The 17,515-nt window shown below is 49.5% G+C and carries 15 protein-coding genes; 10 read left to right on the plus strand and 5 right to left on the minus strand.

Annotated elements, in window-relative coordinates; genetic code table 11:
• Positions 1-110: 110 nt before the first annotated feature.
• The 4 genes from mnmA to B5M13_RS20820 all read left to right on the plus strand — a co-directional run bounded on the left by mnmA (position 111) and on the right by B5M13_RS20820 (position 3,176).
• Positions 111-1,226, plus strand: coding sequence for a tRNA 2-thiouridine(34) synthase MnmA (mnmA, locus tag B5M13_RS20805; protein WP_080057486.1), 1,116 nt, complete (start codon positions 111-113; stop codon positions 1,224-1,226).
• A 138-nt stretch (positions 1,227-1,364) separates the two neighbouring features.
• Positions 1,365-2,072 carry a 3-keto-disaccharide hydrolase gene (locus B5M13_RS20810; protein WP_080060015.1) on the plus strand — a complete coding sequence of 236 codons (708 nt, stop codon included), beginning with the start codon at positions 1,365-1,367 and terminating at the stop codon, positions 2,070-2,072.
• Positions 2,073-2,185: 113 nt separating this feature from the next.
• The gene (locus B5M13_RS20815) at positions 2,186-2,440 is read left to right on the plus strand and encodes a hypothetical protein (RefSeq protein WP_080057487.1); all 255 of its coding nucleotides are present in this window, start codon (positions 2,186-2,188) and stop codon (positions 2,438-2,440) included.
• 67 nt (positions 2,441-2,507) lie between these two features.
• Positions 2,508-3,176, plus strand: coding sequence for an HAD family hydrolase (locus B5M13_RS20820; RefSeq protein ID WP_080057488.1), 669 nt, complete (start codon positions 2,508-2,510; stop codon positions 3,174-3,176).
• A 66-nt stretch (positions 3,177-3,242) separates the two neighbouring features.
• Here the strand turns inward: B5M13_RS20820 and B5M13_RS20825 are convergent, their stop codons facing one another.
• The gene (locus B5M13_RS20825; protein WP_080057489.1) at positions 3,243-6,479 is read right to left on the minus strand and encodes a leucine-rich repeat domain-containing protein; all 3,237 of its coding nucleotides are present in this window, start codon (positions 6,477-6,479) and stop codon (positions 3,243-3,245) included.
• A gap of 162 nt (positions 6,480-6,641) precedes the next feature.
• On the opposite strand from B5M13_RS20825, the gene B5M13_RS20830 reads away from it, so the two are divergent.
• The 5 genes from B5M13_RS20830 (at position 6,642) to B5M13_RS20850 (ending at position 13,461) form a co-directional block, all read left to right on the plus strand.
• Complete coding sequence (locus B5M13_RS20830; protein ID WP_080057490.1) at positions 6,642-7,685, plus strand: agmatine deiminase family protein; 1,044 nt, start codon at positions 6,642-6,644, stop codon at positions 7,683-7,685.
• 85 nt (positions 7,686-7,770) lie between these two features.
• Positions 7,771-8,472 carry a hypothetical protein gene (locus B5M13_RS20835; protein WP_080057491.1) on the plus strand — a complete coding sequence of 234 codons (702 nt, stop codon included), beginning with the start codon at positions 7,771-7,773 and terminating at the stop codon, positions 8,470-8,472.
• A gap of 92 nt (positions 8,473-8,564) precedes the next feature.
• Positions 8,565-10,919 (plus strand): peptidylprolyl isomerase, encoded by a 2,355-nt coding sequence (locus tag B5M13_RS20840; protein WP_080057492.1) that lies wholly within the window; start codon positions 8,565-8,567, stop codon positions 10,917-10,919.
• Between the two features lie 124 nt (positions 10,920-11,043).
• Entirely contained in the window at positions 11,044-12,417 is a 1,374-nt protein-coding gene (locus B5M13_RS20845; RefSeq protein ID WP_080057493.1) for a peptidylprolyl isomerase, read from the plus strand.
• Between the two features lie 81 nt (positions 12,418-12,498).
• Entirely contained in the window at positions 12,499-13,461 is a 963-nt protein-coding gene (locus B5M13_RS20850) for an AAA family ATPase (protein WP_080060016.1), read from the plus strand.
• 61 nt (positions 13,462-13,522) lie between these two features.
• On the opposite strand, the gene B5M13_RS20855 is transcribed toward B5M13_RS20850, so the two are convergent.
• The 3 genes from B5M13_RS20855 to B5M13_RS20865 form a co-directional block, all read right to left on the minus strand.
• Entirely contained in the window at positions 13,523-13,708 is a 186-nt protein-coding gene (locus B5M13_RS20855; RefSeq protein WP_080057494.1) for a hypothetical protein, read from the minus strand.
• An 83-nt stretch (positions 13,709-13,791) separates the two neighbouring features.
• Complete coding sequence (locus B5M13_RS20860) at positions 13,792-14,781, minus strand: ABC transporter ATP-binding protein (RefSeq protein ID WP_080057495.1); 990 nt, start codon at positions 14,779-14,781, stop codon at positions 13,792-13,794.
• 79 nt (positions 14,782-14,860) lie between these two features.
• The gene (locus B5M13_RS20865; RefSeq protein WP_080057496.1) at positions 14,861-16,483 is read right to left on the minus strand and encodes an NADP-dependent glyceraldehyde-3-phosphate dehydrogenase; all 1,623 of its coding nucleotides are present in this window, start codon (positions 16,481-16,483) and stop codon (positions 14,861-14,863) included.
• 242 nt (positions 16,484-16,725) lie between these two features.
• On the opposite strand from B5M13_RS20865, the gene B5M13_RS20870 reads away from it, so the two are divergent.
• Positions 16,726-16,959 carry a hypothetical protein gene (locus tag B5M13_RS20870; protein ID WP_080057497.1) on the plus strand — a complete coding sequence of 78 codons (234 nt, stop codon included), beginning with the start codon at positions 16,726-16,728 and terminating at the stop codon, positions 16,957-16,959.
• 40 nt (positions 16,960-16,999) lie between these two features.
• Here the strand turns inward: B5M13_RS20870 and B5M13_RS20875 are convergent, their stop codons facing one another.
• On the minus strand, positions 17,000-17,407 hold the full coding sequence (locus B5M13_RS20875; RefSeq protein WP_080057498.1) for a hypothetical protein: 408 nt from the start codon (positions 17,405-17,407) through the stop codon (positions 17,000-17,002).
• Positions 17,408-17,515 lie beyond the last annotated feature (108 nt).

The following is a 17,515-nucleotide window of genomic DNA, read 5'->3' on the forward strand; positions in this document are numbered from 1 at the left end:
TCAGAAAAAGCCCGTTGGAAACCAATTTCAACGAATCCGGTGTTGAACCCTTATTGGATAATTTTCCAGCAAGTTAAATCGGAGGACTTTGACCCCTCGCAGATACACAAATGAGCAAACACGGACGTATTCTGGTCGCCATGAGTGGCGGCATTGATTCTTCACTGGCATCGGTTCTGCTGCACGAAGAAGGCTATGAAGTCATCGGCATGACCATGAAAACCTGGGATTATGCCTCGTCGGGCGGAACAAAAAAAGAAACCGGATGCTGCAGCCTCGACAGTATTAACGACGCCCGCAACATCGCCGTCAGCCTGGGGTTCCCTCACTATATTCTCGACATCCGCGACGAATTTGGGGATTATGTCATCGACCATTTCACGGGCGAATACCTGGAAGGTCGCACCCCAAACCCCTGTGTTCTTTGCAACACGCACATCAAATGGGACGCTCTGCTCCGCCGGGCCGACCGACTCGATTGTGAGTTTATTGCAACCGGGCACTACGCGAATATCCGATACGAAAATGAACGATACGTGATTTCAAAAGGGGTCGATACCCTCAAAGATCAGTCGTATGTGCTGTGGGGCGTATCCCAGGAAAGCCTGAGCCGCACCAAGCTACCGCTGGGGCATCTGCGCAAATCCGAAATTCGGGAGATGGCTAAAGAACGGGGTTTTATTGAACTCGTCACCAAATCGGAATCCTACGAAATCTGCTTCGTTCCCGACAATGATTACCGGGGTTTTCTGAAACGACGGATGCCAGGTCTGGAAGCCGAAGTAGCTGGTGGTAATTTTGTGATGGAAGGAACGGGCAAAGTTCTGGGTAAACACCAGGGTTATCCGTTTTATACCATTGGGCAGCGAAAAGGGTTGGGCATGGCATTTGGACAACCGATGTTCGTGACCGAAATCCGGAAAGACACCAACGAGGTTGTGCTGGGTGTTGATAAAGACTTACTGCGCGATGGCATGAGTGTCAGCAAATTGAACCTGCAAAAGTACGATCATATTGCCGGGCCGCTCGAAACCGTCACGAAAGTACGTTATAAAGACCCCGGCACGCCCGCTACCATTTCCCAGTCGGGCGATAAAATCGAAGTGCTTTTCCACGAAGGAGTTTCGGCCATTGCTCCTGGTCAGGCCGCTGTTTTTTACGAAGGCGACGACGTGGTTGGCGGTGGATGGATTATGAAAAGCTTCCGCCAGTCGGATGCCCTTTAAATCTGGTTTAAACACAGAGTCACGGAGAATGCAGAGTTTATTAGTTACCTCTGGGTTCTTCGTGTCTCTGTGTTTAAACCAGACTTATTTTTACCTTGAAGCAGGATGTTTATATTCGTGCTGCAAAACCATCAAGTCATGTCTAAACTCACCTTTACGGCTTCACTGATTTTTAGCATATTATTTTCATTGGCAGCCCAGTCTCAATCCATTCCGGTTCCCCCTAAAGGGCATCCTAACCCAAGTGGTGCAGGCTGGAAGCACCTCTTCGGCCCCGATCTGTCGGAGGCCGTTTTCCCGAAAGGTGTTTGGTATCGGGACGATGAAGGTGCCTTGACCGCTACGGCCGATAAAACCATCTGGACCGCCATTCCTTACGATGATTTTATTCTGGACCTGTTTTTCAAAACCGCCGATGGCACAAACAGTGGTGTAGTGGTTCATGCCAGCGATACTACCAACTGGATTCCCAATTCAGTAGAGATTCAGATTGCCGACGATTACGCCAAACAATGGGCCGATTCGCCCAAAACCTGGCAATGCGGGGCTTTCTTTGGTCATCAGGCCGCTACGAAGCAAAAAGTGGTGAAGCAACCAGGTGAGTGGAACCGCTACACCATCACCTGCCAGGGCAAAATGATCTATGTGGTGCTGAACAACGAACTGGTGAACACCATCGATCTCAACAAATTTACGTCGACCAAAACCAATCCTGACGGCTCACCCGTACCCGAATGGCTTAACAAGCCCGCTGCCGACCTGCCGCTGCATGGCTATATTGGCTTACAGGGCAAACATGCTGGTGCTCCCATCTATTTCCGAAACCTGAAAATCAAGGCCCTGTAGCTTGGACGGCCCATCCGTGTAGCCGAAAGCTAAGTTGTAGAGGCTGCTATACAGACCTATCCTCTTCGTTATATAAAGCGAACTGGGACAGGGGATATTGTTGTTGGACAACTATGATACCTACCGAACCGCAGACTCGCTTCAGCCATACATTACCCGAACTCCGTTTTTCCTTAAGCCTGCTTTATGTAGGGCGGTTTCTGCTGGGAATGCACAATGCTGCGTCGACGGACGAGGAGCGTGTTCAGGCATTCGATGACCATATCGAAACGGTTACGGATGAGCTGGTCGCTACGGAGTTACTGCACGAAGCCGCTGTGCTGGCCGGAGATATTTTACCAAGCACCTCACCAGAGAACCCAGTTTAAGCAACGTTAAGCAGCAATCATCAGTCTGTACGTTTTCCTGCTGTTTGCTGCCGAAATTCATTCCATTATGCCCACTGCTCCGTTTGCCGCCCTGTTTGACATGGACGGTGTTTTGATCGACAATGCCGATTTTCACCTGAACGCATGGCTTCAGTTTGCCCAAAATCACGGTCTTTCGCTCACCCGCGATCAGTACATGGACCACATCAACGGGCATATTTCTGCCGATTCACTGGCCTATGTTCTGCAACGTCCGGTTACACCTGCTGAGGTAATCATACTGACCGAAGAAAAAGAAGCGATTTATCGAGAGTTGTACCGTCCTCATCTTCGGCCTACACCGGGTTTGATTACGTTTCTGGATACGCTAAAAAGAGCGGGGGTCCCTATGGCCGTTGGCACTTCGGCGCCTGAAAGCAATGTGGGCTTTACCCTCGACGGAACACAGCTGCGCCCCTACTTCGATGCCATTGTGGATGCCAGCATGATTCACAAGGGAAAGCCTGACCCCGAGATTTACCTCACAGCCGCCCAGCGCGTAGGCGTAGAGCCCAGTCGCTGTGTGGTATTCGAAGATGCATTTGCGGGTATCGAGGCTGGCCTTCGGGCCGGTATGAGCGTCATTGCCCTGGCAACTACGCACACCCGCTCCGAATTAGCCGATAAAGGAGCAAGCCTGATTATAGACGATTTTTCCCAACTGACTCTGGAGCAGGTACAAACCTTGATTGGTTGATTCCCTACATTCTATATCCCCACAGAACGTGGGGGATTGTTCATCTGCAAGAAACTACAGCCTTATTCATTGCGGCTTTACCAAGCGTTCTTTAGTTATATCGGTCAACTGGCGAAGGGCAGTCAATTTCTCCGAAGCCAGTTTGGTTCGACTCAACCAGCCATCAAATAAGTCGAAGCTCCACCCGTACACGTTGGCCGGATGCAGGCTAAAATACTTCGTTAACCGTTCCAGGGCCTGCGTTCCAGTCTGTTCATTTTTCAGAACGCTCAGGCAGTTAGCCAGGTATTCTTTCAGAATTTCATATCCATCCCGTATCTGTTCCGGTGGCAAATTGTTTAACGTTCGCTGCGCCCGGTCGTACTGGCCAGTTAGTAAACTCAGTTCCACAATCGTCAGGCGGGTACCGGGGTCGGGATATGTCAGTTTTTCATAGGCTCGAATGGCTCGGCAAAAACTGGAATCGGCTTCGACCAGTTTATTTTTCTGAGCCAGATACCGACCACTTTCTGTATAAATATGCCCACTCAAGGGCGTTTGATCATTCGTCGGCAAAAACCGTTCGGCCTGTATTATGGCTTTAAACGCTTCATCCGGCTGGCCTATCACGCCCAAAACAGCCGCTTTCTGTTGCCAGTACGTAGCCAGATTTCGATTGGCCGATGCTGGGTCCGTAAATCTATCCTTACGGATTAGCGGAGCATACTCAATGGCTTTATCATAATCGGCCAGGGCGTTGGTATACTCTCTCCGAAAAAAGTGCATACTGGCTCGATGGGCATACGGCAAGGATAGAATCGTATCGGGCGCATAATCGATAGCTTTCTGAAGATCAGTCATGGCGCCTGACCAGTCGCGTGTTCGGGCTTTCTGATTAGCCATATGCTGGTAAGCGGCAGTTACTCTTCGATTCGGTTTACGCAAGCTTTCCAGTGGTACTAATCCAGCCTCTACAAAACCTACCCGCAAAGCCTCTTTATCCTGAAAGCCTTGGTTAAGCGCATCAGGAAGCCGATTATCCCACAACGAAACAACGTTTAGTTTGGGAGCGTCGAGAAGTTCGACAGGTATTTCCGTCAATCGATTCTGATACAGATTGAGCATACTCCAATTGACCTCTTTCCAGGCAATGGCGGGGAGATGGCTGATATTACATTCCGTAAGACTCAGGTTAAACAGGCTTTTCAACCGGGCCAATTTTGGCAGCACGTCATCAATGTCCAACTGGGGTTGGCGTTCAATGGCTACATCCCACAAATTGGTACAATAGATCAAACTATCGGGTACTTGCTGCAAGCCGCCCGTAGCTCCTTCCAAAACTTTTTCTTTACCCGTAACTCTCAGATTGCGAAGTTTGGATAAGCGGCCAATGGAGTTAGGTAAACCTTCCAGCTTATTCCGTTCCAGCGACAGATTGGTAAGTTCCTGACAGTTCCCGAGGCTAGTTGGCAAGGCAATTAACTCGTTATTACTCAGCATCAATTGCTGAAGTTTAGTTAAAGCACCGATATTATCGGGCAGGAGCCGTAGCTGCGTCCCCATAATCGTAAGCGATTCCAGATTTCGCAGTTCACAAATGGACGCGGGCAACTCCGCGATCGGGTTTGGATAAATGGCCAGCCGGGTCAGCTTTGTCAGGCCACCTATCGTGGCGGGTAAGGTAGTCAACTCATTGGCTCCAATAGTCAAATCGATCAGATTGCGAAGTTGACCAAGCTTATCGGGCAGGCTTTTAAGCCGATTATTACCAATCGTTAACTGTTGTAACGAATCCAGTTGACCGATACTGACTGGCAACTCCTTCAACCGGTTATTTTGCAGAGAAAGACCCTGAAGCTTTCGCAGTTTACCCAGGTCGTCGGGCAATCGTTCCAACTGATTATTATCTACATTCAACGTCCGCAAGACAGATAAACGCCCAAAGGAGCCAGGCAATTGCGTCAGTTTGTTGCGAGACAGGTCAAGCGTAGCCAACTGTGTCAACTGACCCAGGGCATCCGGTAACGTCACCAGTTGATTCCCACTGGCCATCAGTCGGCGTAGCGACCGTATCCGGCTAAGATCGGGTAGTTGGGCCAGCTTATTTCCAGCCAGATTCAGGTCTTCAAGTGTGGTTAACTGGCCAATGTCAGCTGGGAGAGAATCCAGACCGCAATAACTTACACCCAATTTTTTCAACTGACGCAACGAACTGATGGACACGGGTAGCCGATCCAGTTTCAGATTCTCAATGTATAATTCCGTTAGTTGATTCAGTTGGCCCAGACAATCAGGAATTTTCATCGACGTCCCTCGCCCGGTAAGTCTCAGCGACTGTAAGCGAGTCAACGAACATATGCCTGACAGATCAAACGGGTGCGCGCTCTGGATGTTGAGCCGTTCCAGAGCAGTCAGGTGAATAAAATCACGGGTATTGATCACTAACTCCGAGTTGTTGTTTACATAAAATTCTTTCAGACTTGTTAGTTTATTTACTCGTAGCTCCCGCAATGAACGGATGTTATCCAGCGTCAGTATGTTCAGATTGGTAAGCCCATCGATTGTTTGCTGAAACGTCGTAGAATCGACCTTGACAATTGCCAATGACAGCTCCCGCAATTGTATTAAGTTACGGAATAGCTCCGGTTTTATTACCCAGTTCTGGCCACTAATTTTCAACTGCTCAAGCTGCCCTAACTTACTCAAATCGAGTACTATAGGATCGGTAGACGGAACGCTGTTCTGATCGAGATGGAGAATTTTCAGGTTAGGCAACGTTTCTATGATCGGCTTCCATAATCGGTAATCGCCATTGAGTCGAATATCCGTCAGCTTTGGCAACTGCGGAATCGTAGTGGGTGCCGTTTTAAACAGACGAGTGGTTTCTGGTTTATTTTCGATGAGAGCATATCCCAAAATAACCAGACGCTCCAACGATGGCCAGTTCCGAACAGCCTGAAAAAGCGAGTCTGTTTGCCCGACTGTCAACCCGCTCAGGCTTAAAACGCGCACCGATGTCAACTGGCTCAACACAGCTAGATTTCCCTGCCGACATACAGACTGATCGATGCTTAAGGCTTCTATTTTTTCACCAGCTTTTGCCCGCTGAAGCAATTGATCGAGATTGTCAAAGCTATAAGCATCTGGCTTGGGATAATAGCTAGACGCCATATACGTATTGACTGGCTTATACACAGGATGCCAGAAGGGTAATCGATCAAGCACCGATACCGGCTTCAACGTAGGCTGAGCAATACCTTTTGTTGCCCAGATCAGGAGTAGCGCAATCGCCTTAAGCCAACAAAGTTGCCTGTTGAACTGCATATTTTATGTATTTTTGCCGGTGTGCTGTAATGGTTGCATGAAGATACAGCCATTGATTGAATCAACCACATTATTAATGTATGATGAATACGCTGAAATGAATAAGGCTAGCCACTACCTTATCGTGCATGGTATTCATTATTCATCCTATATCGTTCGTAAATGTCGTTTCTTCCTGCCCGTGAGGGCTTTTTCTTTCCTGCCGAATGGCATCCGCACGTAGCCACCTGGCTTAGCTGGCCGCATACCGAAGCTTCCTGGACAAAAGATCGTCAGGAACTGATGTTTCCGGCTTATATCGACTTCATTAAAGCGATTGCCGAAAGTGAACAGGTATGTATCAACGCCCATAATGACCTCGTTATCCAGGCGGCAAAACTTCGCTTGCTGGCTGCCGGAGCCGATATGAGCCGGATTACGCTCCTGCCCCACCCGACCAACGATTCCTGGTGCCGCGATCATGGCCCGGCATTTTTGATCAACCCGGCCAAAAAAGAACGAATGATTGTCAACTGGGGGTATAATGCCTGGGGCGGTAAATATCCTCCGTATGATCGGGACGACCTGATTCCGGTTGAAATCGCCCATTATCGGGGATTAGACTATGTAACACCGGGCATCATTATGGAAGGTGGGTCGGTCGAATTTAACGGTGCAGGTACGGTGCTGACCAGCCGGGCATGTTTGCTGAACCAAAACCGAAATAGCCACCTGACCCAGGCGCAGATTGAACAATATCTATGTGATTATTACGGTGTTCAGCAGGTTCTCTGGGTTGAAGAAGGCATCGTTGGCGATGATACCGATGGCCATATCGACGATACGGTCCGCTTCGTCAACGAAGACACGGTTATAGCGGCCTATGAGTCGAACCAGCAGGACGATAACTATCCGTTTTTGCAGGAAATCCATCACGAACTCAGGCAAATGCGGCTTCTGAACGGCAAGCAACTAAACATTGTTGAGCTGCCCATGCCCGATCCGGTTGTTAGCGACGGCTTGCGGCTCCCCGCTTCGTATGCCAATTTCCTGATTACCAATGGCGCCGTCATTGTTCCTACGTTCCGGTGTACCAACGATCAGCAGGCCCTCGACATCATCGGCACCTGTTTCCCCGACCGAAAGATCGTCGGAATCGACTCAACCGACATCGTCTGGGGCCTGGGTAGTTTTCACTGCCTGAGTCAGCAAGAACCAAGTATTTGACAATGAGTGAATTTTGAATGATTGACTAACTAACCAAACCCCTATTCAATTATTCTATCATTCACTCAGTCAAAATTCATAGATCATGCGAATTATCCTATTCCTGCTAATCCTGGTTCAGATATTTGGCTGCGTGCGTCAACCGGCTCTTACGGCTCAGTTGGTTCCTCGTTCGTTGAAGGCAATCAATCTGGAAGAAACCCTTACCCGGCGCGATGAACTGATGATGGCCTATTCGCTGACGAGCTACGATGCCCAGAATAAGGCGGTTGGGGTTGTCAATGGCGGCTGGGGCGTGGTGCCGGTTCAGAAAGATCAACAGATTGACCTGCAAAAGAGTGGGTCGGAATCGATCAGCCCGGCCAAGCCTATCAGCCTGACCTTACCGCGTAACGGGCGGATCGTGGCCTCACTGGTGCTGATTGAAGTGGACGATTACACCCGCGCCCGGGAAACAATGGCTAAAATCCAGAAAATCCATAACGTAGTGGCTATTCCGGTTGGCTTACTCATTACGGCAACCGAAGTGCTGACCCCACTCAAGTATGTATCGGCGGGTCTGGTGGCATCAGGAGTCGGCTTACAATTGATCGATAAACTCGATGAAGATGATTTGCTGGGGCAAAGTAGTGTAGAGCTTCGTGAAGCCGATCTCCGAAAATCGGGCCAACGTCTGGTGCGTGTACCGGCTCAGTTTACAGGTCAGCATATGCAGGATGCATTCGACTACCAACTGGACTACGACGTGCTGCTTAAAACCGTTAAAATTCAGCCTGTTCGCCAATAACCTCCCTGCCCAATCGTTCCTTTAACGGGAACGAATGTTTTTGTTATCAGAACTGTTTTACCCCTACGTTCCCAATCACTTAAATCGACGCTATGCGCCATATAACTGGAGGTTTATTGCTGGCTTTACTTGTTTCAGCCTGCAAAACAACCACACCTGTTGTTCAGCAAACACCCCCAAAACCAGTCATTCTGACCCTGGGCAACAAGACATTCACGACCGATGACTTTTTTCAGTCGTTCACTAAAAATCAACTGTCAGCAGATTCGGCCCAACGTACCGACATCAAAGAGTATTTTGATTTATACACAAATTTGAAACTAAAGGTACTGGCTGCCGAAGCCGAAGGGCACGACACAACCGAAGCCTTTCGGGAAGAGATGGCCACCTACCGGAAGCAACTGGCTCAATCGTATTTAACCGATAAGTTACAGGTCGAATCTCTGGCGGCTGAAGCCTACCAGCGTATGCAACAGGATGTGAATGCCCAGCACATTCTGATTTCAGTATCGGAGGATGCGCTCCCCGCCGATACACTGGCCGCTTACCAGAAAATCGTATCCCTACGTCAGCAAGCACTGGCCGGAACGGATTTTGCTCAGCTTGCCCGCGATCATTCGCAGGATGTGGCAACGGCTAAAACGGGTGGAAATTTGGGATTTGTTCCTGTCTTCGACGTGGTCTATCCGCTCGAAACAGCCATTTACACGACACCTGTTGGGAGCATTTCGCAGCCCGTTCGAACCCGATTTGGCTACCATTTGATCAAGGTCAATAGCCGTCGACCCAGTCGGGGCCGGGCGCGGGTAGCGCATATTCTGGTCCGCATTAGTCCCAGTGCCGACGAGGCTGGTCAGAAAGCCGCTCAGGAGCGTATCGATGCCGCTTATGCCCGTTTGCAAAAAGGCGACTCGTTCGAACTGGTTTGCCGCGAAGTTTCCGACGATGCTACCTCCAAAAACAACGGCGGGATTTTGCCCATATTCGAACCCGGTCGTTGGGTTCCTGCGTTTGAAGATGCCGCTTTCTCGCTCATCAAACCGGGCGACTATTCGAAACCCGTTCGTACCAATTACGGCTGGCACATCATCAAACTCATCGAGCGTCGGGCCATTGACCCCTATACCACACTGGCTCCTTCGCTGCGGCAGCGGGTTACGACCGATAGTCGGGCCGAATTGCTCCGGCAAGCTACAGTCCAACGGTTACGTAAAGAGTATGCTGTTGAAGACGTTAAGTCGCTACTCGATGTTGCACTTACCAAAGCCGACAGCAGTTTACTACGCGGTCAATGGCGCTACACCGAGCCACTCGACCCAATCCTTCAGGGAAAGACGCTCATTACCATAGCCCGGCAGCCTTATACCGTAAACCAGTTTTTTGCCTATGTGCGTCAGCGACAGCAACCCCAGCGAAATCCAGCCCTAGCTTCCAATCCGGCTACCCAGGCCGACCGACCAGCTACAGGTTCTCCGATTGTTGCGATGCGTCGGCTGTACGACCGTTTTGTAGGTGACCAGTTGATCGCTACCGAGGAAGCTAATCTGGACAAAAAATCACCTGAATTCCGGTCGTTGATGAACGAAATCCGCGATGGGGTCCTGCTTTCGCAAATGATGGAACAGAATGTGTGGGATCGTTCGATGAGTGACTCTACAGGTCAACGGCTCTATTTCGAGCAGAATAAAGCGAAATATCGCTTTCCGGAACGGGCTGTTGCCACCATCGTAATCGCTCAGAACGACAGCCTGTTAACCCAGGCAACAGCACTTTTTGGCAACCGCCCACCCTATCAGCTTAAGCGGTCGGCCGCACCTTTATCGTTCACTAAAAATCAGACAACGCTAACTCCGCAACTACGCGAAACCCTGTTCGATGTACTGGTGGTTATGAGTCGCAACCCCGATTATGTCGTTGAAGTGAGCGGTTCGCACGACCCTACTGAAACCGATACCGTCTCGGCCGGTCGCATTCGGAATGTAGTCAATTACCTTCAGAAGAACGGTGTGGCCCTGAGTCGGATTATGGAGAAAGATTATCAGGGTGCCCGCCCAGGGGTAGCTCGTGATGCGCAGCGGAACGTAACGTTCCAGTATTTCAGCAATTCGAAAGAGGATGTCGTGCGTGTGTTCAACAGCCGATCGACAGCTACAGGAAACCAGCCAGCCATCACGCTTATAGACGGTGTTTTTGCCGAAGGGTCGAATCCCTACCTCGACGCCATCAATCAGTGGAAAGTGGGGACTAGCACCTTACATCGCGACAATAAAGCTGTTGCCGTCATCATCAGCCGAATAGAACCCGCCCGCGCCAAAACGTTTGCCGAAGCTCGCGGAACGGTAATCAACGAGTACCAGGCTCAACTTGAAAAACAGTGGCTTGTACAACTCAAACAAACATACCCCGTTAAAGTAAACGAACAGGAAATCCAGCGGTTGGTAAAATAAGTGTGGAGCCGGGAGCGTGGAGTAAGGAGTTACCTCAATCACCAAGCTCCTGGCTCCACGCTCGCCACCCTTAATTTTTCTTAAAACACAGGCCTATAGCGGTTCTGTGCGTATATTTGAGATTATGAAAAAAGTAATCAACAGTGTGCTTCTTATTTTGACAGGCTTTTTCCTGACAGCTCCATCCTTTGGGCAGGGACAGGGCTTAAGCCTTAATAAAATAATCGCCAAAGTCGATAATTACTATGTGCTGCGCTCCGACCTCGAAGAGGCTTACCAGTCGTATGTCGGACAAAATCAGACCCCTCCGCAGAAATGCCAGTTGCTCGAAAGTCTGGTGATCAATAAAATGATGCTGGCCAAAGCAGAGATCGACTCGGTTGTGGTAGATGACAAAATTGTGGACAACGAACTCGATACCCGTATGCAATACATGGTGCAGCAGTTCGGGTCCGAGAAAAATATCGTTGAAGCCTACGGTAAAAGCCTGGAAATGCTGAAAAGCGAGCTACGCCAGCAGGTGAAAGATCAGAAGGTCGTCCAGAAAATGCAGCAGAAAATTACGAACGATGTAAAGATCACTCCCCGCGAGGTTCGTAAATTTTTCGATAGCATTCCCAAAGACAGCCTTCCTTACATGCCTGCCGAAGTGGAAGTTGGCCAGATTGTCCGATTTGCCAAACCGACAAAAGAGCAAAAAGAAGCCTTACGCCAACGGCTGCTTGATCTGAAAAAACGAGTTGAAAATGGGGAAGATTTTGGCAAACTGGCCAAAGAAAACTCCGAAGACGTAAGCTCAGCCGAACGCAATGGGGATTTAGGGTTTGCCAAGCGGGGGATGATGGTGGCTCCTTTCGAAGGAGCTGCGCTCAAACTGAAACCCAACGAAATGTCGGATGTGGTTGAATCGGAATTTGGTCTTCACCTGATTCAATTAATCGAAACTCGTGGTGCCGAATACCACGCTCGGCACATCCTGCTCCGCCCCGATTACAACCGCCTTGACCTGACAGGCCCAACCCACTACCTCGATAGTCTGCGGAACCTGATTCAGATCGACTCACTGAAATTCGACAAGGCCGCTAAAGATTTTTCGGAAGATAAATCCACAGCCGATGCAGGTGGACTGCTTCGCGATCCGCAATCAGGGGCCAGCCGTTTGGCGATGGACGGCACTATGGAATATGCCCTATTCCAGATGCTCGACACCATGCAGGTAGGAGCTATCTCGAAGCCGCTACCTTATCGGACCGAAGATGGCAAAAGTGCGGTACGGTTGTTGTATTATAAAAGTAAGATTGCCCCCCATACGGCCGACTACACGAAAGATTTTGAAAAGCTACAAACCATTGTGCTTCAAAATAAGAAAAACCGGGCTATCGACGACTGGTTCCGCAAATCGATTGCTGACGTGTATATTACGATCGACCCGGAATTTCATGGCTGTCGAATCTTCGGCACAACCCAAAATAGTGCAGCCAGTACTGGTGGAAATTAATTTTGAATGATTGAATTGTTAACTAATGACCTTACTGCAACAATTCAATCATTCTATCATTCAAAACTAACTTTTATACCTGTGCCTTACTCATCGGACGTTGCGGCTGCCGAAGCCCTTACCAACTCGTATCAAAAGCTCAAAAGTGAAATCTCCAAAGTCGTTATCGGGCAAGATGAAACCGTCCGTCTGCTGTTAACGGCCATCTTTTGTCAGGGACACTGTTTGCTGGTTGGTGTTCCGGGGCTGGCTAAAACACTGTTGATCCAAACCATCGCCAGCGCCCTCGACCTTGACTTTAACCGTATTCAGTTTACACCTGACCTCATGCCATCGGATATTCTGGGCTCGGAAACGCTTGATCAGGAACGTAACTTCAAATTCATCAAAGGCCCCGTTTTTGCCAATATTATTCTGGCCGATGAGATCAACCGGACTCCGCCTAAAACCCAGTCGGCTCTGCTCGAAGCCATGCAGGAATACGCGGTTACCATTGCCGGACAAAAATATAACCTGGGTCGCCCCTTCTTCGTACTGGCTACCCAGAACCCAATTGAACAGGAAGGAACCTATCCGCTTCCTGAAGCGCAGTTGGACCGGTTTATGTTCAATATTTACCTGGATTACCCATCCTATCAATCGGAGCTGGACATCGTAAAAAACACGACCTCTGATCGGCAGAATGAGGTAAAACGAGTCATTACCGGCGAAGAAATTCGGGAGTTCCAGCACCTTGTACGTCGGGTGCCCGTTGTCGATAATGTGGTTGAATATGCGGTTAAGCTTGTGCACAAGACGCGCCCGAACACCGAAATGGCCTCTTCCGATGCGAACCAATACCTTGAATGGGGCGCAGGCCCACGGGCATCGCAGGCATTGATTCTGGCCTCTAAATGCAATGCCCTGCTCAATGGCAAATACTCGCCCGATATTGAAGATGTAAAAGCCGTAGCCCTACCAATTCTTCGTCACAGGGTGGTTCGGAACTTCAAGGCTGAAGCCGAAGGCATCTCGGTCGAGCAATTGATCAAAAGGCTGTTATAACCAGTAGAGAATAAAAAAGGGAAAAGGAAGACGTGCACGTCTTCCTTTTCCCTTTTTTATCTTAGTCGTTTTCCTCGTTCTTTTTGTTCGTTTTTCCTAAATAGTCACTGTCTCCATCGCCCATACCCGTCGATTGATCGTCGACACCTGTCGGTTCGACGCCTTCAGTCTTCTCGCCAACCAGAACGGTTTTCGTTCCGGTTTTTATATCCTGATCAAGGTCCTGCAAATTATCCTGACGATTCATACTACATACGAGTTAATTAATACCTCCGGCACCGCTACTGGCCTGGTTTAATAACCGCACTTAATCAGAATAGTTATTGAAAATTAGCTTTTGAGCCACCAGATCGCCTTGGGATCAAAGGAGATCCTAATTTGCTGATTGACCTGTAGATCATCGCGGCTCGTTAGCAGGCGAAGCGACAGATAGCGCGCCACCTGCACATCCAGCTCGTAATGACTTCCCTTGAAAAAGACGGCTCGTATCGTTCCAGGGGTTCCCAGTTCATCGAGTCGAACCTCCTCAGGGCGCAAGCAAATCAGCTCTTCTGTCTGTCGCGGCTCTGGCAGGCCAAATGCCGGTAAATATTTTGCTTTGAAGATGTTTGCTAACCCCGTCATACGTGCCGCATAGGCTGTAGCGGGTTGATGATATACGACTTTAGGTGTCCCTAACTGAACAAGCTTTCCATCGCGCAAAATACCGAGCGTATCGGCTAGAGAAAGCGCGTCGGACGCATCGTGGGTTACAAACAGACAGGACGTCTGTTCATGACGAACCAGATCGAAAAGCAGTTCCCGAACAATGAGCCGATTGGGTAAATCGAGATGGCTAAAGGGCTCATCCAGCAGCAGAACGGCGGGTTTATCGGCAATAGCGCGGGCAATGGCTGTACGTTGCTTTTCGCCACCCGACACCTGACGCGGTATCCGGTCCTGCACCTCGATCAGGCGACAAAGCTTTAGCAACTGATCTACGCGAAAATCGCGGTAGGCTTTTTCGAAAAAGCGCAGGGCGTAGGCAATATTTTCCCGAACCGATACATTCGGCATAAGCTGGTACTCCTGATGCACCAGCCGGATATCGTCGTGCCCAGCTACCAACTTCTCCGACGGTCCCACGACTCGTTGTCCATTCAACCAGACTTCACCCGCATCGGCGTCCGACAGGCCAGCTAATAGGTTAAGCAGGGTACTTTTGCCTGAACCACTGGCACCAACCAGTGCCATAATTCGACCGGGTTCCAGCGTCAGCGAAACCTGACGGACGGCAGCGACCTCCGCGTATGTTTTCGTAAGTTTAGTGGCAGTGAGCAATTGTATATAGCCCGGACGGCCACGTCCGGGTTAAAACTGATTTGACATCCCCGAACGTGGCCGCTCAGGCTATAGGACATCAAAAAATAAAGTTTGTACTTAAGAATTCGGATTTGTGTCCACGCACAATATCGTTCAGAATAGTCTTATTGGTTCCAGTATCTTTTGTAGCCACTGCCGACCGAATGGAAAACGACCGTAGCGCATCTTCAACGGAGAGCGTACCCTCGGCCGAATCTTTTCGGCCTGTAAAGGGGAACGTATCGGGCCCGCGCTGACATTGGGCATTGATATTTACCCGGCTTACCAGATTCACCAACGGGTCGATTAGTTTGGCAATGGCGTCGGTATCGGTTCCGAAAATACTGGCCTGCATACCGTGATCGTCGGTGATGAGGTACTGGATAAATTCTTCTTCGTCCCTGTAAGCCACAACGGGAATGACAGGGCCAAACTGTTCTTCCCGATATAGCCGCATCCCCTCGCGAACAGGATACACCACAGCAGGTCGGAATAGCGACGCTTCGGTTTCGCCCCCACCTTCATTAACGATAGAAGCCCCACCAGCCTGGGCATCGGCAATGATGTCGGCCAGATACTGGGTCTTATTGGGTTCGGGTAATGGTGTTATCTGAGTACCGGCTGTCCAGGGCATACCTGGTTTCAGTTTACTGACGGCAGGGCTAAATCGTTTCAGAAATTCGTCGACAATTGACTCGTGCGCCCAGATAATCTTGATAGCTGTACACCGTTGACCGTTGAAGGATAGCGTTCCGAGTAAACACTCACTCACCGCAACATCCAGATCGGCATCCGGTAGAATGATCGCTGCATTTTTGGCATCCAGACTCATGATGGACCGGAGCCGATTCAGTTTAGGGTGCTGCCGTTGCAGTTCGTCGGCTACGCGGCTGGAGCCGATCAGGGTCAGCACATTCACTTTACCGGACTGCATTACGGGTGGCACCACATTGGCTCCACGCCCATACAATGAATTTACCACGCCTTTAGGGAAGCTGGTACGGAACGCTTCAAGCAGTGGATAATGCAGTAGTGAACCATGCTTGGGCGTTTTGAACAGAATAGTATTCCCCATCAAAATAGCCGGGATCAGCGTTGTATACGTCTCATTTAAGGGATAGTTGAACGGTCCCATGGCCAGGACAACGCCCAGGGGCGACCGACGGACCTGCCCAATAATACCCTCCTCAATCCGAAACCGCGACGAGTTGCGATCCATATTTTTGAGCGTATCGATGGTATCGTAAATGTACTTTACTGTTCGATCGAACTCTTTGGTCGCGTCGGCCAGATTTTTGCCAATTTCCCACATAATCAGATTGACAACCAGCTTGCGCTGCTCCAGCATTTTGCCCACAAACGTTTCCATGCAGGCAATCCGGTCGGCTACGCCCATTTGTGGCCATTCGCCCCGGCCATTGTCATAAGCGGCCACGGCAGCATCCAGAGCCGCAAGGGCTTCTTTTTCACCCGTCACGGGGAAGCTGCCGACCAGTTTTCGTTCTAAGGTGCCGTCGGCTCCGGGAATGCAAATGGGCGAATATACCTCCGACACTGGGCCGTCCCACTGTCGCATTTCACCGTTGATCAGGTACTCACGCTGATGGATGGGTTCAATTCGATACTCGGCTGGAATTTGATCGTCGGTCGGGAATAGCCCCGCCAGTTTTGAATCGTTCATGAGCAGAATAAACTTGGAAAAGAAACGGCGGTAAACGTCGGCATTTAGTGGTCAAAATCCAACCCGACAAAAAACAAAATGCCCCCCAAAAGAGCCAAATCAGGTAATCTTAATCGGGATTTTAACCCATTAAAACGTTAATCTTTATCGGGATTGCCCTTTCCAAGCTCGCAGCGGCCTATTTTCCCTTACTCTTTTCGCCCAATTCACCAATAACATTCCTGGTCACGCCAGGATGAGTAATGGAAATCAATCACGATTTACTCCTATCGCTGGGATTTGTAAAACTGCCGAATCGGAAATCGGGATACACCTATAAAGGTGTAGCAGGCCGATTGCTGGCGGAAGACAGTACCTTTTTCTTTTATGATTTTGCCCCGGCCATTCGCACTAAATCAGAACTGCAGTTCATGATGATGGCCATTGACTATCGACAGCGGCTGGAAGATGAGGCATTTGACCAATCAACTTTTTGAGCCGAGAGAAAATAGCTCGTTCAGTTTATGGATGGGGTGTTTAAATAGCCTGTACACTCTTCAGATTCAGTTTGTTATCAAACACAAACACCTTTTCGTTTATACTTAAGCTACCCAGATTATTTTTAGCTCTGTACTTCACCCGGACAATGATATAGGCGCGTCTGGGATCGACCCGGCCAAAATCAGCGTCTTCCCGAATAATTTCCAGACTCGACGGATCGCGTGTCGTTGTTTTCAGGTATTCTTCTGCCGTCATTTTCGCATCCAGTAGCTCTTCGTGCCGAATCTGCCCCTCAATCAACAAGAAAGGCCCGGACTCAGCCGTTTCGTGAAAACTCAGTACGACAGACGTATGCATGTCTGGTTGAAACGGTATTGCCCCTCCTAACGCAGCAGGAACGTATACATGTACACTAATAACGAGCGGTAAAAATTTCTTAAGCATAGCGAACTCTGTTTAAGCCCTTACAGCCAATAGCCCGACAAGATGGTTTTGGCTTAGTCAAATATATACAATACGGATTTATTTATATTCATATATACTGCTCAAATT

This window comes from Spirosoma aerolatum (genome assembly GCF_002056795.1).
GTDB lineage: Bacteria > Bacteroidota > Bacteroidia > Cytophagales > Spirosomataceae > Spirosoma > Spirosoma aerolatum.